The following is a 16604-nucleotide window of genomic DNA, read 5'->3' as shown; positions in this document are numbered from 1 at the left end:
AAGCTTTCAAACTTCAGAAGCAGTAGTGGTGGAGCCAAACGGGATCGAACCGTTGACCTCCTGCGTGCAAGGCAGGCGCTCTCCCAGCTGAGCTATGGCCCCGTATTTCTACAGGCGTTTCCCACACAAAATTGGTGGGTCTGGGCAGATTCGAACTGCCGACCTCACCCTTATCAGGGGTGCGCTCTAACCAACTGAGCTACAGACCCAATTTCGGGCTGCTTCTTTCGTCTTCTTCAATGAATCAAGCAATTCGTGTGGGAACTTATGGAGCAGCTGATGTCGTCGATTAAGGAGGTGATCCAGCCGCAGGTTCCCCTACGGCTACCTTGTTACGACTTCACCCCAGTCATGAATCACACCGTGGTAACCGTCCTCCCGAAGGTTAGACTAGCTACTTCTGGTGCAACCCACTCCCATGGTGTGACGGGCGGTGTGTACAAGGCCCGGGAACGTATTCACCGCGACATTCTGATTCGCGATTACTAGCGATTCCGACTTCACGCAGTCGAGTTGCAGACTGCGATCCGGACTACGATCGGTTTTCTGGGATTAGCTCCACCTCGCGGCTTGGCAACCCTCTGTACCGACCATTGTAGCACGTGTGTAGCCCAGGCCGTAAGGGCCATGATGACTTGACGTCATCCCCACCTTCCTCCGGTTTGTCACCGGCAGTCTCCTTAGAGTGCCCACCATAACGTGCTGGTAACTAAGGACAAGGGTTGCGCTCGTTACGGGACTTAACCCAACATCTCACGACACGAGCTGACGACAGCCATGCAGCACCTGTCTCAATGTTCCCGAAGGCACCGATCCATCTCTGGAAAGTTCATTGGATGTCAAGGCCTGGTAAGGTTCTTCGCGTTGCTTCGAATTAAACCACATGCTCCACCGCTTGTGCGGGCCCCCGTCAATTCATTTGAGTTTTAACCTTGCGGCCGTACTCCCCAGGCGGTCAACTTAATGCGTTAGCTGCGCCACTAAGAGCTCAAGGCTCCCAACGGCTAGTTGACATCGTTTACGGCGTGGACTACCAGGGTATCTAATCCTGTTTGCTCCCCACGCTTTCGCACCTCAGTGTCAGTATCAGTCCAGGTGGTCGCCTTCGCCACTGGTGTTCCTTCCTATATCTACGCATTTCACCGCTACACAGGAAATTCCACCACCCTCTACCATACTCTAGCTCGACAGTTTTGAATGCAGTTCCCAGGTTGAGCCCGGGGATTTCACATCCAACTTAACGAACCACCTACGCGCGCTTTACGCCCAGTAATTCCGATTAACGCTTGCACCCTCTGTATTACCGCGGCTGCTGGCACAGAGTTAGCCGGTGCTTATTCTGTCGGTAACGTCAAAATTGCAACGTATTAGGTTACAACCCTTCCTCCCAACTTAAAGTGCTTTACAATCCGAAGACCTTCTTCACACACGCGGCATGGCTGGATCAGGCTTTCGCCCATTGTCCAATATTCCCCACTGCTGCCTCCCGTAGGAGTCTGGACCGTGTCTCAGTTCCAGTGTGACTGATCATCCTCTCAGACCAGTTACGGATCGTCGCCTTGGTGAGCCATTACCTCACCAACTAGCTAATCCGACCTAGGCTCATCTGATAGCGCAAGGCCCGAAGGTCCCCTGCTTTCTCCCGTAGGACGTATGCGGTATTAGCGTCCGTTTCCGAACGTTATCCCCCACTACCAGGCAGATTCCTAGGCATTACTCACCCGTCCGCCGCTCTCAAGAGAAGCAAGCTTCTCTCTACCGCTCGACTTGCATGTGTTAGGCCTGCCGCCAGCGTTCAATCTGAGCCATGATCAAACTCTTCAGTTCAAACATCTTTGGGTTTTTAAGAAACCCTAAACTTGGCTCAGCAATCGTTGGTTACATCTTTGATTTCTCGCGGAGTAACTTGTGATGCTGATAATCTTGTTGACTATCAGTCTGACTCCACAAGCACCCACACGAATTGCTTGATTCAGTTGTTAAAGAGCGGTTGGTTAAGATCTTTCGTCTCAACCGAGGCGCGCATTCTACAGCAGCCTCTGTTGCTGTCAAGTGGTTATTTTCAGAAGTTTTCAAAGTTTCCTTTGTAACTTCAACCACTTGCGCTTCCGATCACTCGGTAGCGGGAGGCGAATTCTACAGCGTTACACGCTGCTGTCAACACCTCTTTTTCAACTCCTTTCGGACTTCGATGAACTGAAGCCACTCACTGCCGAAAACTGCGTAACTCTTTGTTTACCAAGGAGTTTTCCGTTTCGACTGCGCCGGAAGTGGGGCGAATTATAGACATCCTGAATCTGCCGTCAACACTTAATTTCACAATTCTGTCATATGGGTCAAAAAACCCCGGAAACACAAAGGCCGGCCCCAAGGGGCCGGCCTTCTTCCCTTCTACTTACAAGCTAGGGAATGCGAATTGCGAAGCTTCATGGCTCGCGCGCTGCGGCCAGCGCTGAGTGATGGCTTTACGGCGCGTGTAGAAACGCACGCCGTCCGGGCCATAGGCATGCAAGTCGCCGAACAGTGAACGCTTCCAGCCACCAAAGCTGTGGTAAGCCACCGGCACCGGCAGCGGTACGTTAACGCCGACCATGCCCACTTCGATTTCATCGCAGAACAACCGCGCCGCTTCACCGTCACGGGTGAAGATGCAGGTGCCGTTGCCATATTCGTGATCGTTGATCAGCTGCATCGCCTCTTCCAGGCTGTTGACCCGAACGACGCACAACACCGGCCCGAAGATCTCTTCTTTATAGATGCGCATCTCTGGCGTGACGTTATCAAACAGGCAGCCACCCAGGAAGAAACCTTCCTCGTGACCCGCCACGGTCAGACCACGGCCGTCCACCACCAGCGTCGCGCCGGAAGAAACGCCGTCTTCTACATACCCGCTGACCTTGTCACGTGCCTGACCAGTCACCAGAGGCCCCATGTCCAGACCACAGTTGGTACCCGCACCGATTTTCAGCGCCTTGATCTGCGGCACCAGTTTGGCCACCAACGCATCCGCCACCTGATCACCTACGCACACGGCCACGGAGATCGCCATGCAGCGTTCGCCGCAAGAACCATACGCCGCGCCCATCAGTGCGCTGACAGCGTTATCCAGGTCTGCATCCGGCATCAGCACCGCGTGGTTCTTCGCACCGCCCAGTGCCTGGACGCGCTTGCCGCGCTTGGTGCCTTCGGCGTAGATGTATTCGGCAATCGGCGTCGAACCCACGAAACTCAGCGCTTTGACTTCCGGCGCTTCGATCAGCGCATCCACCGCAGCCTTGTCACCATGCACGACGTTCAGCACGCCTTTAGGCAGGCCGGCTTCCAGCAGCAGTTGAGCGATCAGCAGCGTGGAGCTTGGATCGCGCTCCGAAGGCTTGAGGATAAAGCAGTTGCCGCAGACGATCGCCAGCGGATACATCCACAGCGGCACCATCGCCGGGAAGTTGAACGGAGTAATACCAGCCACTACACCCAACGGCTGGAAGTCCGACCAGGCATCGATGTTCGGGCCGACGTTGCGGCTGTATTCGCCCTTGAGGATTTCCGGCGCTGCGCACGCAAATTCGACGTTCTCGATACCGCGCTTCAACTCACCCGCCGCATCTTCCAGGGTCTTGCCGTGCTCTTCGCTGATCAACTGAGCAATGCGGGCTTCGTTCTGTTCCAGCAGTTGCTTGAAGCGGAACATCACTTGTGCACGTTTGGCCGGCGGCGTGTTACGCCAGGCCGGGAATGCAGCCTTGCCGGCGTCGATTGCCTTCTGAATGGTTTCGCGACTGGCCAATGGCAGCTTGCGAATGGCCTGGCCAGTGGACGGGTTGAACACGTCAACCGTGCGACCGTCTTCGGTCACCAGTTCGCCATTGATCAAATGCGGGATAAGGCTCATGTAGCGCTCCTGAAAAGTTGTCCACAGGCGCGCCCAATCAGACGCGCCTTCTATATAGATAGCTCTGGGTATAAACCAAGCCGTGATGGCGCCTGTGAATACGCCATCGCGAGCAAGCTCGGCTCCTACAGGTCTTGTTGAAATCAGTCGATCTTGTTCAGCACTTCGCCGACCGCGTCGAACAGACGATCAAGGTCTTGCGGCTTGCTGTTGAAGGTTGGGCCGAACTGCAGGGTGTCGCCGCCGAAGCGCACGTAGAACCCGGCTTTCCACAACGCCATGCCCGCTTCGAACGGACGCACGATCGCGTCGCCATCACGCGGTGCGATCTGGATGGCACCGGCCAGGCCGTAGTTACGAATGTCGATAATGTTTTTCGTGCCCTTCAGGCCGTGCAGCGCGTTTTCGAAATGCGGTGCAACATCGGCGACGCTCTGTACGAGGTTTTCCTTTTGCAGCAAGTCGAGTGCTGCCAGGCCAGCGGCGCAGGCCACCGGGTGCGCGGAATAGGTATAGCCGTGCGGGAATTCCACGGCGTACTCAGGCGTCGCCTGGTTCATGAAGGTCTGGTAGATCTCGGAGCTGGCAATCACCGCGCCCATCGGGATCGCGCCGTTGGTGACTTGCTTGGCGATGCACATCAGATCCGGGGTGACGCCAAAAGTATCGGCACCGAACATTTTGCCGGTACGACCGAAACCGGTGATCACTTCGTCGAACACCAGCAGGATGTTGTGCTGATCGCAGATCTCGCGCAGACGCTTGAGGTAGCCCTGAGGCGGAACCAGCACGCCAGCGGAGCCGGCCAGTGGCTCGACGAATACGGCGGCGATGTTCGAAGCGTCGTGCAGTTCGATCAACTTCAACAGCTCGTCGGCCAGCGCGATGCCGCCCAGCTCAGGCATACCACGGGAGTAGGCATTGCTCGCCAGCAGTGTGTGCGGCAGATGATCAACGTCCATCATCGCCTGACCGAAAATCTTGCGATTGCCGTTCACACCGCCAAGGCTGGTGCCGGCGATGTTCACACCGTGGTAACCACGGGCACGGCCGATCATTTTGGTCTTGGTGGCCTGGCCTTTCAGACGCCAGTAAGCGCGAACCATCTTCACCGCCGTGTCAGCGCACTCGGAACCTGAGTCGGTGAAGAACACGTGATTCAGATTGCCCGGGGTCAGGTCGGTGATTTTCTCAGCCAGCTGGAACGACAGCGGATGGCCGTACTGGAAGCCTGGCGAGTAATCGAGCGTGCCCAATTGCTTGGCGACCGCTTCCTGGATTTCCTTGCGAGTGTGCCCGGCGCCGCAGGTCCACAGACCGGACAGCGAGTCATAAACCTTGCGGCCCTTGTCGTCGATCAACCAGCTGCCTTCAGCGCCGACAATCAGGCGCGGGTCGCGCTGGAAGTTACGGTTGGCGGTGTAGGGCATCCAGTGAGCATCAAGCTTGAGCTGGCTGGCCAGGGAAGTCGGGGCGTTTTCAGGCAAGTTCATGGGCAAAACCTCGCAGGGCAATAAGCGGCGTAGAGATCAAAAGCGTTCTTGCAGCTAAATTGCCACGGGGATAAAGTCTGTGAAATCCAACTTTTCTAACGTTCAGTCAGGCTGTTACTAAACTATGAGCACCCGTCGCCCTGATCCACTCGCGCAAGTCAGCGACTTTGATATCCGTTTATTGCGGATCTTTCGCAGCGTGGTCGAGTGCGGCGGCTTCTCGGCGGCGGAAAGCGTGCTGGGGATCGGTCGTTCGGCCATCAGCCAGCAAATGAGTGATCTGGAACAGCGCCTGGGCTTGCGGTTGTGCCAACGCGGTCGCGCCGGATTTTCCCTGACCGAAGAAGGTCGCGAGGTGTACCAATCGGCCTTGCAGCTATTAAGTGCGCTGGAAAGTTTCCGCACCGAGGTCAACGGCCTGCACCAACACTTGCGTGGCGAATTGACCATCGGCCTGACGGATAACCTGGTCACCCTCCCCCACATGCGCATCACCCACGCCTTGGCGCAATTGAAGGAACGCGGCCCGGACGTGCAAATCCAGATCCGCATGATCGCGCCCAATGAAGTTGAACAAGGCGTGCTCGATGGCCGTTTGCATGTCGGCGTAGTCCCGCAGGCCAGCGCGCTGTCAGGGCTGGAATATCAGCCGCTCTACAGCGAACGCTCGCTGCTGTACTGCGCGGTCGGACATCCGCTGTTTTATGTCGACGACAAACAACTCGATGACGAGCGTCTCAATAGCCAGGACGCGATTGCCCCGACCTTCCGCTTGCCGGCGGAGATCCAGGCCCATTACCAGGCGCTCAATTGCACCGCCAGCGCTTCGGACCGTGAAGGCATGGCGTTCCTGATCCTGACCGGCCGGTACATTGGTTACCTGCCGGACCATTACGCCAGCCTCTGGGTGCAGCAAGGTCGTTTACGCGCCTTGAAACCGAAGGCACGTTTCTATGACCTGAGCCTTGCATCGGTCACGCGCAAGGGCCGCCGTCCGCATTTGGTCCTGGAAAGTTTCCTCGAAAGTCTCGCCGCAACGCGCTGAAATACCGTAGGAGCCGAGCTTGCTCGCGATGGCGTCAGGTCTGTCAATATCAATGTTGGGGGTTAAGCCGCCATCGCGAGCAAGCTCGGCTCCTACAAGTACAAGGGGTTTTATTGTGCCGGGACTTGTCTGAAGCCCATGGGTGCGCTATCAACGCAATGGCTGCACCCACCTACCCGACTGGAAGTGCCTATGACCTTTGAAGTCCCAGCTCATGGCGGCAAACCTGCCAGCCGCATTCGTCAGAAGAACGAAGAGACCATCATCAAAGCCGCCGAAGACGAGTTCGCCCGGCACGGGTTCAAAGGCACCAGCATGAACACCATCGCCCTGAATGCCGGGTTGCCCAAGGCGAACCTGCATTATTACTTCACCAACAAACTCGGTTTGTACGTGGCGGTGCTGAGCAACATCATCGAGTTGTGGGACAGCACCTTCAATACCCTGACCGCCGAGGATGATCCGGCCGAAGCGCTGACGCGTTATATCCGCGCCAAGATGGAGTTTTCCCGTCGCCAGCCACAAGCGTCGCGGGTCTTCGCCATGGAAGTGATCAGCGGCGGCGAATGCCTGACCGAGTATTTCAACCAGGATTATCGGGCCTGGTTCCAGGGCCGGGCGGCGGTGTTCCAGGCGTGGATCGACGCCGGCAAAATGGACCCGGTTGATCCGGTCAACCTGATCTTCCTGTTGTGGGGCAGCACTCAGCATTACGCCGACTTCGCCACACAGATCTGCCGGGTCAGCGGGCGTACCAAACTGACCAAACAAGACATGGAAGAAGCCGGCAACAACCTGATCCGCATCATCCTCAAAGGCTGCGGCCTGACCCCTGTTATTTAAGATCCCTATGCCTTTTACCCTCAGCGACTTTTGCGAATACCGCGAAGAGATTCGCAAAAGCCGCTTCATCACCTTCGCCGCACCGATCTCAAGCCCGGCTGACGCCCAGGCGTTCCTCGAACAGCACAGCGACCTTAATGCCTCGCACAATTGCTGGGCGTGGAAGCTCGGCGATCAGTACCGCAGCAACGACGATGGCGAGCCCGGAGGCACCGCTGGCCGGCCGATTCTGGCCGCCATCGAAGCACAGGACTGCGACCAGGTCGCGGTGCTGGTGATTCGCTGGTATGGCGGTATTCAACTGGGCACCGGCGGCCTCGCCCGTGCCTATGGCGGCGGCGCCAACAAGTGCCTGCAAGCCGCGCCGAAGATTGAGCTGATCAGTCGCGTACCCGTCAGTTGTGCCTGCGCCTTCGGCGAACTGGCGCTGGTGAAACTTCGTGTGGCGGAACTGGGCGGGCTGGTCGTGGAAGAAACGTTCACCGCCAACGGCGTCGAACTGCAATTGGCAGTGGGGAAAGCGCACATCAGTGCTCTGCAATCGCAGCTGGCGGACTTGAGTCGCGGGCGCATTGTGTTGCAGCACTGAACGCACCAACAACGTTCATCCTTATTCCGTCGACGTTAGAGATTTGCCCACATCTACTGTGCACCCGCCTGTGGATAACCTGAGCACAGGTGCCTGTAACCCTTCTGTCATGCGGGTTTGCGGGCTTTGTTCACTTTTCGTCCAATTCGCCATCACTCACCGTAAATTCGCGTAAAAACAAATAGTTAGCGCGGTTTATCACCTTTAGAAGATAGCCGTACAGTGCTTATGCCCGTCCTTTGAGCTTGCGCACAAATACTGTGGAGCAATCTGTGGATAACCCGTTCATGGCTGTCGCCGCCCCATATCTGGCATGGCTTGCGAGCAGTTGTTCGTTTTTTAACCAACTGCCGACGAGCAAAACCGGGGCCTGATCAATCGGTTTGCCCTGAAGTAGTGCCTGACTTAGCCTCGAGAGATAGCAATGCCTCGTCCTTGAGAGCCGTGCTTGCAGGGACTGCCGGCTTTCCTGACTCAATGGCCAGGAAATTGCTTTATCCACAGGCATCACTCCTGTCGACCCGAGTCAGTCATGCCCAACCCCGTGCCGATCCCCGATCAAACGCCGCGCCTGCACTTGCGCAGCATCAGCAAACGCTACCCCGGCTGCCTGGCCAACGACGCTATCGACCTGACCATTGCGCCTGGCGAAATCCATGCCCTGCTCGGGGAAAACGGCGCCGGTAAAAGTACGCTGATGAAGATCATCTACGGCGTCACCCAAGCCGATTCGGGAGAGATGATCTGGCAAGGGCAACGCGTGACCATGCGCAACCCCGCCCAGGCCCGAGGCCTTGGGATCGGCATGGTGTTCCAGCATTTCTCGCTGTTCGAAACACTGAGCGTGGCGCAAAACATCGCACTGGCGATGGGCCGGGCGGGTGGCACACCGAAACAGCTTGAACCGAAAATTCGTGAAGTGTCCCGACGTTATGGCATGGCGCTGGAGCCGGAGCGACTTGTCCACAGCCTGTCCATTGGCGAGCGGCAACGGGTAGAAATCATTCGCTGCCTGATGCAAGACATCCGCTTGCTGATCCTCGATGAACCAACCTCGGTGCTGACCCCGCAAGAGGCCGAGGAATTGTTCGTCACCTTGCGCCGACTCGCCGCCGAAGGCTGCAGCATTCTGTTTATCAGCCACAAGCTCGGTGAAGTCCGGGCGCTGTGCCACAGCGCGACAGTGTTGCGCGGCGGTCGAGTGGCCGGGCATTGCGTGCCGGCCGAATGCTCGGACCAACAATTGGCGCGGCTGATGGTAGGTGAAGCGGCAGAGTTGATAACGGACTACCCGAAGGTCGTGGCCAGCAATGCGTTTCTGGCTATCAACGGCGTGTCCTGGCCCAACCCCGACCCGTTCGGCTGCTCGCTCAAAGGCGTTGATCTTGAGGTGCGCAGCGGTGAAATCGTCGGCATCGCCGGTGTCGCGGGTAATGGTCAGGATGAATTGCTGGCCCTGCTCAGCGGCGAAGAACGACTGAGCCACAACGACGGATCGACGATCAGTTTCGGCGGGCAACCCGTCGCCCACCTGCGGCCTGATGCACGGCGCAAGCTCGGCCTCGCCTTCGTGCCGGCTGAACGCCTGGGTCACGGCGCGGTGCCGGATTTGAGTCTGGCGGACAACGCGCTGCTCACAGCGTTTCAACAAAGGCTGGTCAGCCACGGGTTGATTCAGCGCGCAAAGGTTGAAGCATTGGCCGAAGAAATCATCAAGCGCTTTGGCGTAAAAACCCCCGATACCCAAACGCCAGCCCGCAGCCTCTCCGGTGGCAACTTGCAGAAATTCATCCTCGGCCGGGAGATCCTCCAGCAACCCAAACTGCTGATCGCCGCACACCCGACTTGGGGCGTGGACGTCGGCGCCGCCGCGACCATTCACCGCGCGCTGATTGCCTTGCGCGATGCCGGCGCAGCGATTCTGGTGATCTCCGAAGACCTCGACGAATTGTTCCAGATCAGCGACCGCCTCGGCGCGTTGTGCAGCGGGCGGCTGTCGCCGCTCAAAGCCACTGTCGACACGCGCCTGATTGACGTCGGCGCCTGGATGGCCGGCCAGTTCGATGCCAATCAATCACCTGAACCCGCAACGGTTTAACGGCTTAACTGTTTATCGGAGCTTTCCATGCTGCTTTCTCTCGAACCCCGTGGCCAGCAATCGCGCCTGATGCTTTGGTGCTCACCGTTGTTGGCGGCGGTGCTGACGCTGGGCTGTGGCTCATTACTGTTTGTCGCGCTGGGCCACGATCCGCTGCTCACCTTGCACACGCTGTTGATTGCGCCGATCAGCGATGGGTACGGCGTATCCGAGCTGCTGGTCAAAGCGCTGCCGATTCTGCTGTGCGCATTGGGCTTGGCCGTGGCGTATCAGGCACGCATCTGGAACATCGGCGCGGAAGGTCAATTACTGCTCGGCGCATTGGCCGGCAGTGCCTTGGCGGTGAACATCATTGACCTGCAAAGTCGCTGGGCACTGGTGCTGATTTTGCTCGTCGGCACCGTGGCCGGTGCAGCCTGGGCCGGGCTGACCGCCTGGTTGCGCACGCGCTTCAACGCCAACGAAATCCTCACCAGCATCATGCTCAATTACATCGCCCTGAACCTGCTGCTGTTTTGTGTGCATGGGCCGTTGAAAGACCCGGAGGGGTTCAATTTTCCGCAGTCAGCGATGTTCGGGGACTTCAGCCGTTTGCCCTTGCTGACCGAAGACGGCCGGGTTCACGCCGGGGTGTATTTCGCCTTGCTGGCGTTGGTCGCGGTCTGGGTGTTGTTGCAGAAAAGCTTTGTCGGTTTTCAGATCAAAGTGTTGGGGCTGGACAAGCGCGCGGCGGGGTTCGTCGGGTTTCGCGAGAAACGGCTGATCTGGCTGGTGCTGCTGATCAGCGGCGGTTTGGCGGGGTTGGCCGGCGTGTGTGAGGTGACCGGGCCGATCGGTCAATTGGTGCCGCAGGTCTCGCCCGGCTATGGCTATGCGGCGATTACCGTAGCGTTTCTCGGGCGGCTGAATCCTGTCGGCATTGTGTTTTCGAGCCTGTTGATGGCGTTGCTGTACATCGGTGGCGAGAGCGCGCAAATGAGCATGAACCTGCCACAAGCCATCACCCAACTGTTCCAGGGAATGATGCTGTTTTTCCTGCTGGCCAGCGATGTGCTGATTCTCTATCGGCCACGTTTGAACCTGCGCTGGGCCCGCCGCGCACCCGCCACCGCCGTACACGCAGGAGCGCTGTGATGGATATCGATCTGCTGAGCAATATTTTCTACGCCATGGTCCGTTGTGGCACACCGTTGCTGTTGGTGGCGCTGGGTGAATTGATTTGCGAGAAAAGCGGCGTCCTCAACCTCGGCCAGGAAGGCATGATGCTGTTTGGCGCGGTGATCGGTTTTATCGTTGCGCTGAACAGCGGCAACCTCTGGCTTGGTGTGCTGTTGGCGATGTTCGCAGGGATGCTGCTGTCGTCGTTGTTTGCGTTAGTCGCGCTGGTGTTCAACGCCAATCAGGTAGCCACTGGCCTGGCGCTGACGATTTTCGGCGTGGGCCTGTCGACGTTTGTCGGCGCGGCGTGGGTCGGTAAACCGTTGAGCGGTTTTGAACCGGTGGCGATTCCCTATCTGAGTGAAATCCCGCTGATCGGGCGAATGCTGTTTGCACAGGATCTGCTGGTGTATTTGTCGTTCGCGCTGTTTGCGTTGGTGGCCTGGGTGATTTTGAAAAGCCGCGTCGGGCTGATCATTCAGGCGGTCGGGGAAAGCCCGGATGCAGCGAGTGCCCTGGGCTTGCCGGTGTTGGCGGTGCGCACGCTGGCGGTGTTGTTTGGCGGCGCGATGGCCGGATTGGCCGGGGCGTATCTGTCCCTGGCATACACGCCGATGTGGGCGGAGAACATGAGCGCCGGACGCGGCTGGATTGCATTGGCGCTGGTGGTGTTCGCCAGTTGGCGGGTGTGGCGCTTGCTGCTGGGGGCGTATCTGTTCGGCCTCGCCAGCATCCTGCACCTGGTGGCGCAGGGATTGGGGCTGGCGATACCCTCGAGCCTGCTGGCGATGCTGCCGTATGTCGCGACGATTGTGGTGTTGGTGCTGCTCTCGCGAGATGCGGTGCGTACGCGATTGTATGCGCCGGTTTCGTTAGGCCAGCCGTGGCAGGCCGGGCATTAGCGGCTAGCCGGGCGAGCCCCATCGCGAGCAAGCTCGGCTCCTACAGGTTTGGCGCTGGGCCTGTAGGAGCATGGCTTGCCAGCGATGACTGCCGAACAGGCAACACCTGAACCACGCCCCAGGCCAACTCAAAGATCAGGAAAACCACCAGCAAAGAACTGGCCCCATGCAGCAAGGCATAGAGCTGCCAAGCCGAAAACAGGAATCGACCGACCGCGTCATACCGGCCATAAACCTGCTGCGGATCACGAATCCGCAGCACCGCCCACACGCACACAATCGACCCCAACAGATTCGCCATCAACATGTGCATCGGTTCAAACGCAGGCAGCTCGCCGGGCAAATCCAACGCCTGGCTCACACTCGTCAACACCCCGTGCAACGTCGCAAAACTCCACGGCGTGGCAAACGCCGCCGTCACGATCAAGTCATACCAGGCACTGCCTTGCACTACCCGGCGATATTGCGTTGAAGTCCACATCGGCATTGCTCCATAAATTCGGGGAGCAACAAGGCTAAAGCCTGGAGTATGCTCCAGGGTCAAGCCCTCTCGAGACGCCAACATGCGCATCGGTGAATTAGCCCAGGCCAGCGCCGTCAGCCGCGACACGCTGCGCTTCTACGAGCAGCGCGGACTGATCGCGGCGCAACGCAGCGCCAATGGTTATCGCGACTACCCGGCGGACATGGTGCAACTGGTGCAGTACATCAAAACCGCTCAGCGACTGGGGTTTACCCTCGGCGAAATCGGCAACAGCGTCGCGGCCATCTGGCAATCACCTGATCCAGACAGTGCCGTCACGCAATTGCTGCAAGACAAACTCAAACTGATCGAAGCCCGGATGGATGAACTCGGCGCGTTGCGTCACGAGTTGCAACAACGGCTCGGGCAACGCTGTCCACTGAATCCATGATCCTCATTTTTCAAGGAAGCCACTCATGTCCAAGGCAAAAACCGCCCTTATCATCGGCGCCTCCGGGGCCTGGGCCTCGGTCTGGTGAAAACCCTGCTGGCTGACGGCTGGCAAGTGACCGCCACCGTGCGTAATCCACAGAATGCTGAAGCGTTGCAGGCGTTGGGCGACGTGCGCATCGAGAAACTCGACATGGACGATCAGCCCGCGGTGATCGCCCTCAGCGAACAACTCAAAGGCGAGGTGTTCGATCTGTTGTTTGTAAATGCCGGGGTCAAGGGCCCGGACGTGCAAACACCCGGTGGTGCCACGTTGGCCGAAGTCGGCCAGTTATTTTTTACCAACGCCGTGGCACCGATCAATCTGGCCCAGCGTTTCGTCGGACAGATTCGTCCAGACAGCGGCGTGCTGGCGTTCATGAGTTCGGTACTGGGCAGCGTGACCATGCCCGACGCGCCTGAACTGGCGTTGTACAAGGCCAGCAAAGCAGCGTTGAACTCCATGACCAACAGCTTTGTGACGCAACTGGGCGAGCAAAAACTCACCGTGCTGTCGCTGCACCCAGGCTGGGTGAAAACCGACATGGGCGGTGAAGGCGCGGACATCGATGTCGACACCAGCACCCGTGGTCTGGTTGATCAGGTCAATGCCTATACCGGCAAGGGCGGGCATCATTTTGTGAATTACCGGGGTGAAACCATTCCCTGGTAAACAACTCCGCCGACTGAAGGAGCCGGGCTTGCCCGCGATCGCATCAACCAGGTTTCGCTGACAGACCGCGGCGCCTGCATCGCGGGCAAGCCCGGCTCCTACAGGGATTTGTGTTGTCTGGTCGGGCCGGGCTTGCCCGGAACAGCATTTTGTCCGAAACTGCGCCCCTCGCCCCCGCGGCGACCCTGGATCAGCAGACAGGGTAATCACTGAGCTGGCTAACCTGAACCCCACTTTCAGAGGAGCCGGCCAACATGCCTGCGACCCGTACCTGGTTAAAAACCCCCTCTCCATTTTTACTGCCAATGGCCTCGATGCCCGTGGTGGCCTGGTAGTGCAAGACGGTTTGATCGTCGAAGTGCTCGGCCTGGGACAGCAACCCTCCACGCCTTGCCATGAAGTCTTCGATGCCCGCGAGCATGTGGTCCTTCCGGGGCTGATCAACACCCATCACCATTTCTATCAAACCCTGACCCGTGCCTGGGCGCCGGTGGTCAACCAGCCGTTGTTCCCGTGGCTGAAAACCCTGTACCCGGTCTGGGCCCGTCTTACCCCGGAAAAACTCGCCCTCGCCACCAAAGTCGCGCTGGCCGAGTTGCTGCTGTCGGGCTGCACCACTGCTGCCGATCACCATTACCTGTTTCCCGAAGGCCTGGAAAACGCGATCGACGTGCAAGTCGAAAGCGTCCGTGAACTGGGCATGCGCGCCATGCTCACACGCGGTTCCATGAGCCTCGGCGAAAAGGACGGCGGCCTGCCCCCACAGCAAACCGTGCAGGAAGGCGAAGTGATTCTCGCCGACAGCCAGCGCTTGATCGCCGAATACCATGAACGCGGCGACGGTGCGCAAATCCAGATCGCGTTGGCGCCGTGCTCGCCGTTTTCGGTGACACCGGAGATCATGTCGGCCAGCGCCGAACTGGCGAACAAACTCGACGTGCGCCTGCACACGCACCTGGCCGAAACCCTCGACGAAGAAGACTTCTGCCTGCAACGCTTCGGCCTGCGCACCGTGGATTATCTGGACAGCGTCGGCTGGCTCGGCCCGCGTACGTGGCTGGCGCACGGTATCCACTTCAACCCGGACGAGATCGCCCGCCTCGGCACCGCCGGCACCGGTATTTGCCATTGCCCGAGTTCGAACATGCGCCTCGCTTCCGGCATCTGCCCGACGCTGGATCTCACGGCCGCCGGCGCGTTGCTCGGTCTGGGGGTAGACGGTTCGGCGTCCAACGATGCGTCGAACATGATGCTCGAAACCCGCCAGGCGCTGTACATCCAGCGTCTGCGTTATGGCGCAGAAAAGATCACGCCGGAGTTGGTGCTCGGTTGGGCTACCAAGGGTTCGGCGAGTTTGCTGGGACGCACCGATATCGGCGAACTGGCGGTCGGCAAGCAGGCGGACCTGGCGCTGTTCAAACTCGACGAACTGCGCTTCTCCGGCAGCCATGATCCGGTGTCGGCGTTGCTGCTGTGTGGCGCGGATCGCGCGGACCGGGTAATGGTGGGCGGCAAGTGGCGTGTGATTGACGGGCAGGTCGAAGGCCTGGACCTGAAGGGCCTGATTGCCGATCACAGTCAGGCTGCCCGGCAGTTGATCGCCGGCGTCTGATAGGACGCCATCGCGGGCAAGCCTTGCTCCTACAGGATTTGCATCGTTCTTGAGAGCGACGCTGTACCTGTAGGAGCATGGCTTGCCCGCGATGCTTTTAAAGGCCCAACAACGACAACATGATGAACGTCGCAAACAGCACAAAGTGGGTCATGCCTTCGATGGCGTTGGTTTCGCCATCGTTAAGGTTGATCGCGCTGACGATCAGGGTGATGAAAATCATCACCGTCTGCACCGGCGTCATCGCCATCTGGAACGGTTGGCCAGTGTAAAGCGCCATCGCTTCCATCACCGGCACCGTCAGGATGACCGTCGACAAGGACGCGCCCATCGCGATGTTGACCACCGACTGCATGCGATTGGCCAATGCCGCGCGCAATGCCGTCAGAATCTCCGGCGCAGCCGAAATGGCCGCCACCAGAATCGCAGTTATCACCGGCGGCGCCCCCGTTCCTTGCAAGCCCAGATCCAGGGTTTTGGACATCACTTCGGCCAACGCACCGATCACCACCACGCCAAACACCAACGTGCCGATACTCAGCGCCAGATTGACCGGTTCCGGTTCTTCTTCCGGGACTTTCCGGCGGCGTTTTTCCGGGTAGCTGTAGCTGAAAAAGTAGCTGTGCGGACCAACCTGCATCCGCAGGAACAATGCGTAGAGCACAACCATCGCGCCGATGGTGAAGGCCGAATAGAGTTTCCAGTTGGCCTCGGGAATGAACTCCGGCACCACCATCGATACGCCCATGGCGGTCAGAATCATCACGCTGTAGCTGCGTGCCGAGTCATCGTTGTAGGACTGCTCGCCATGCTTGAGACCGCCCATCAACGCCGCCAGGCCGAGGATGCCGTTGATGTCGAGCATCACGGCCGAGTAAATCGTGTCGCGCACCAACGTCTTTGAGGCTTCGTTGCTCATCATGATCGCCAGGATCACCACTTCCACCAGCACCGCCGCCAGCGTCAGGATCATCGTGCCGTAGGGATCGCCGACTTTTTCCGCCAGCAACTCAGCGTGACGGGCGACGCGCATGGAGGCGGCGACGATGAACGCAATCAACACCAGTCCAGCGGCCAGCGCGGCGGGTTGGCCACTGTGGAGCATCCAGTGCTCCAGCGGGTACGCAACAACGGCAGCGAGGACGGCCAGCAGCAGAAAGGTTTCTTGCCTGAGAAGTCTGAGCATCGCGATACCTTTTTGCGCAGTGGCGCGAAATCAGTGCGGTGAGCTACTGACTGCGGTGCGGCGCTAACGTTTCGTTAGACCTTAGCGCACCAGTGGATGGCAACCCTGTCTGGCCATGCACTTTTATTGGCCGCACCGACCTCATCGCGGGCAAGCCCGCTCCC

Annotated in this window: 12 protein-coding genes, 2 tRNA genes, 1 rRNA gene and 1 pseudogene; 9 read left to right on the top strand and 7 right to left on the bottom strand. The window is 58.8% G+C overall.

Annotated elements, in window-relative coordinates:
• Positions 1–26 precede the first annotated feature (26 nt).
• From AB4N76_RS17505 to aptA, 5 genes are all read right to left on the bottom strand, one after another.
• Positions 27–102, bottom strand: a tRNA-Ala gene (locus tag AB4N76_RS17505).
• Between the two features lie 30 nt (positions 103–132).
• Positions 133–209: transfer RNA gene (locus AB4N76_RS17500), tRNA-Ile, on the bottom strand.
• Positions 210–290: 81 nt separating this feature from the next.
• Positions 291–1827: ribosomal RNA gene (locus AB4N76_RS17495) — 16S ribosomal RNA — on the bottom strand.
• 568 nt (positions 1828–2395) lie between these two features.
• On the bottom strand, positions 2396–3889 hold the full coding sequence (locus AB4N76_RS17490; protein WP_046032948.1) for a CoA-acylating methylmalonate-semialdehyde dehydrogenase: 1494 nt from the start codon (positions 3887–3889) through the stop codon (positions 2396–2398).
• A gap of 143 nt (positions 3890–4032) precedes the next feature.
• Positions 4033–5382 (bottom strand): omega-aminotransferase AptA, encoded by a 1350-nt coding sequence (gene aptA, locus AB4N76_RS17485; RefSeq protein ID WP_046032949.1) that lies wholly within the window; start codon positions 5380–5382, stop codon positions 4033–4035.
• A gap of 124 nt (positions 5383–5506) precedes the next feature.
• Here aptA and AB4N76_RS17480 point away from each other — a divergent pair, with 124 nt between their 5' ends.
• The 6 genes from AB4N76_RS17480 (at position 5507) to AB4N76_RS17455 (ending at position 12017) form a co-directional block, all read left to right on the top strand.
• Positions 5507–6427 (top strand): LysR family transcriptional regulator, encoded by a 921-nt coding sequence (locus AB4N76_RS17480; protein WP_007940170.1) that lies wholly within the window; start codon positions 5507–5509, stop codon positions 6425–6427.
• A 192-nt stretch (positions 6428–6619) separates the two neighbouring features.
• The gene (locus AB4N76_RS17475) at positions 6620–7270 is read left to right on the top strand and encodes a TetR/AcrR family transcriptional regulator (RefSeq protein WP_460163293.1); all 651 of its coding nucleotides are present in this window, start codon (positions 6620–6622) and stop codon (positions 7268–7270) included.
• 7 nt (positions 7271–7277) lie between these two features.
• A complete protein-coding gene (locus AB4N76_RS17470; RefSeq protein ID WP_460163292.1) occupies positions 7278–7859 on the top strand; it encodes an IMPACT family protein in 582 nt (193 codons plus the stop codon).
• A gap of 532 nt (positions 7860–8391) precedes the next feature.
• Positions 8392–9957: an ABC transporter ATP-binding protein gene (locus tag AB4N76_RS17465; RefSeq protein ID WP_046032952.1), complete on the top strand. Its 1566-nt coding sequence runs from the start codon at positions 8392–8394 to the stop codon at positions 9955–9957.
• A 27-nt stretch (positions 9958–9984) separates the two neighbouring features.
• Entirely contained in the window at positions 9985–11091 is a 1107-nt protein-coding gene (locus AB4N76_RS17460) for an ABC transporter permease (RefSeq protein ID WP_046032953.1), read from the top strand.
• Entirely contained in the window at positions 11091–12017 is a 927-nt protein-coding gene (locus tag AB4N76_RS17455) for an ABC transporter permease (protein ID WP_077432435.1), read from the top strand. The genes AB4N76_RS17460 and AB4N76_RS17455 overlap by 1 nt, the downstream gene beginning before the upstream one ends.
• 40 nt (positions 12018–12057) lie before the next feature.
• Here AB4N76_RS17455 and AB4N76_RS17450 read toward each other — a convergent pair whose 3' ends face one another.
• The gene (locus AB4N76_RS17450; protein WP_046032955.1) at positions 12058–12498 is read right to left on the bottom strand and encodes a hypothetical protein; all 441 of its coding nucleotides are present in this window, start codon (positions 12496–12498) and stop codon (positions 12058–12060) included.
• An 82-nt stretch (positions 12499–12580) separates the two neighbouring features.
• Here AB4N76_RS17450 and AB4N76_RS17445 point away from each other — a divergent pair, with 82 nt between their 5' ends.
• The 3 genes and pseudogenes from AB4N76_RS17445 (at position 12581) to AB4N76_RS17435 (ending at position 15254) form a co-directional block, all read left to right on the top strand.
• Positions 12581–12931 (top strand): MerR family transcriptional regulator, encoded by a 351-nt coding sequence (locus AB4N76_RS17445; RefSeq protein WP_077432433.1) that lies wholly within the window; start codon positions 12581–12583, stop codon positions 12929–12931.
• 25 nt (positions 12932–12956) lie between these two features.
• Positions 12957–13642: pseudogene (locus AB4N76_RS17440) on the top strand (SDR family oxidoreductase).
• Between the two features lie 271 nt (positions 13643–13913).
• Positions 13914–15254 (top strand): 8-oxoguanine deaminase, encoded by a 1341-nt coding sequence (locus AB4N76_RS17435; RefSeq protein WP_460164619.1) that lies wholly within the window; start codon positions 13914–13916, stop codon positions 15252–15254.
• Between the two features lie 97 nt (positions 15255–15351).
• On the opposite strand, the gene AB4N76_RS17430 is transcribed toward AB4N76_RS17435, so the two are convergent.
• The gene (locus AB4N76_RS17430; protein WP_077432431.1) at positions 15352–16440 is read right to left on the bottom strand and encodes a calcium:cation antiporter; all 1089 of its coding nucleotides are present in this window, start codon (positions 16438–16440) and stop codon (positions 15352–15354) included.
• Between the last annotated feature and the right edge of the window lie 164 nt (positions 16441–16604).

The organism is Pseudomonas sp. S2_F03, from assembly GCF_054668335.1.
This window is presented reverse-complemented; position numbering and strand designations above follow the sequence as displayed.

Excerpts from the sequence above, each read along its gene's own strand:
- AB4N76_RS17475 (WP_460163293.1), top strand. The coding sequence starts at position 6,620 with ATGACCTTTGAAGTCCCAGCTCATGGCGGCAAACCTGCCAGCCGCATT.
- aptA (WP_046032949.1), bottom strand. The coding sequence starts at position 5,382 with ATGAACTTGCCTGAAAACGCCCCGACTTCCCTGGCCAGCCAGCTCAAG.
- AB4N76_RS17465 (WP_046032952.1), top strand. The coding sequence starts at position 8,392 with ATGCCCAACCCCGTGCCGATCCCCGATCAAACGCCGCGCCTGCACTTG.
- AB4N76_RS17460 (WP_046032953.1), top strand. The coding sequence starts at position 9,985 with ATGCTGCTTTCTCTCGAACCCCGTGGCCAGCAATCGCGCCTGATGCTT.
- AB4N76_RS17450 (WP_046032955.1), bottom strand. The coding sequence starts at position 12,498 with ATGTGGACTTCAACGCAATATCGCCGGGTAGTGCAAGGCAGTGCCTGG.
- AB4N76_RS17445 (WP_077432433.1), top strand. The coding sequence starts at position 12,581 with ATGCGCATCGGTGAATTAGCCCAGGCCAGCGCCGTCAGCCGCGACACG.
- AB4N76_RS17480 (WP_007940170.1), top strand. The coding sequence starts at position 5,507 with ATGAGCACCCGTCGCCCTGATCCACTCGCGCAAGTCAGCGACTTTGAT.
- AB4N76_RS17430 (WP_077432431.1), bottom strand. The coding sequence starts at position 16,440 with ATGCTCAGACTTCTCAGGCAAGAAACCTTTCTGCTGCTGGCCGTCCTC.
- AB4N76_RS17455 (WP_077432435.1), top strand. The coding sequence starts at position 11,091 with ATGGATATCGATCTGCTGAGCAATATTTTCTACGCCATGGTCCGTTGT.
- AB4N76_RS17470 (WP_460163292.1), top strand. The coding sequence starts at position 7,278 with ATGCCTTTTACCCTCAGCGACTTTTGCGAATACCGCGAAGAGATTCGC.
- AB4N76_RS17490 (WP_046032948.1), bottom strand. The coding sequence starts at position 3,889 with ATGAGCCTTATCCCGCATTTGATCAATGGCGAACTGGTGACCGAAGAC.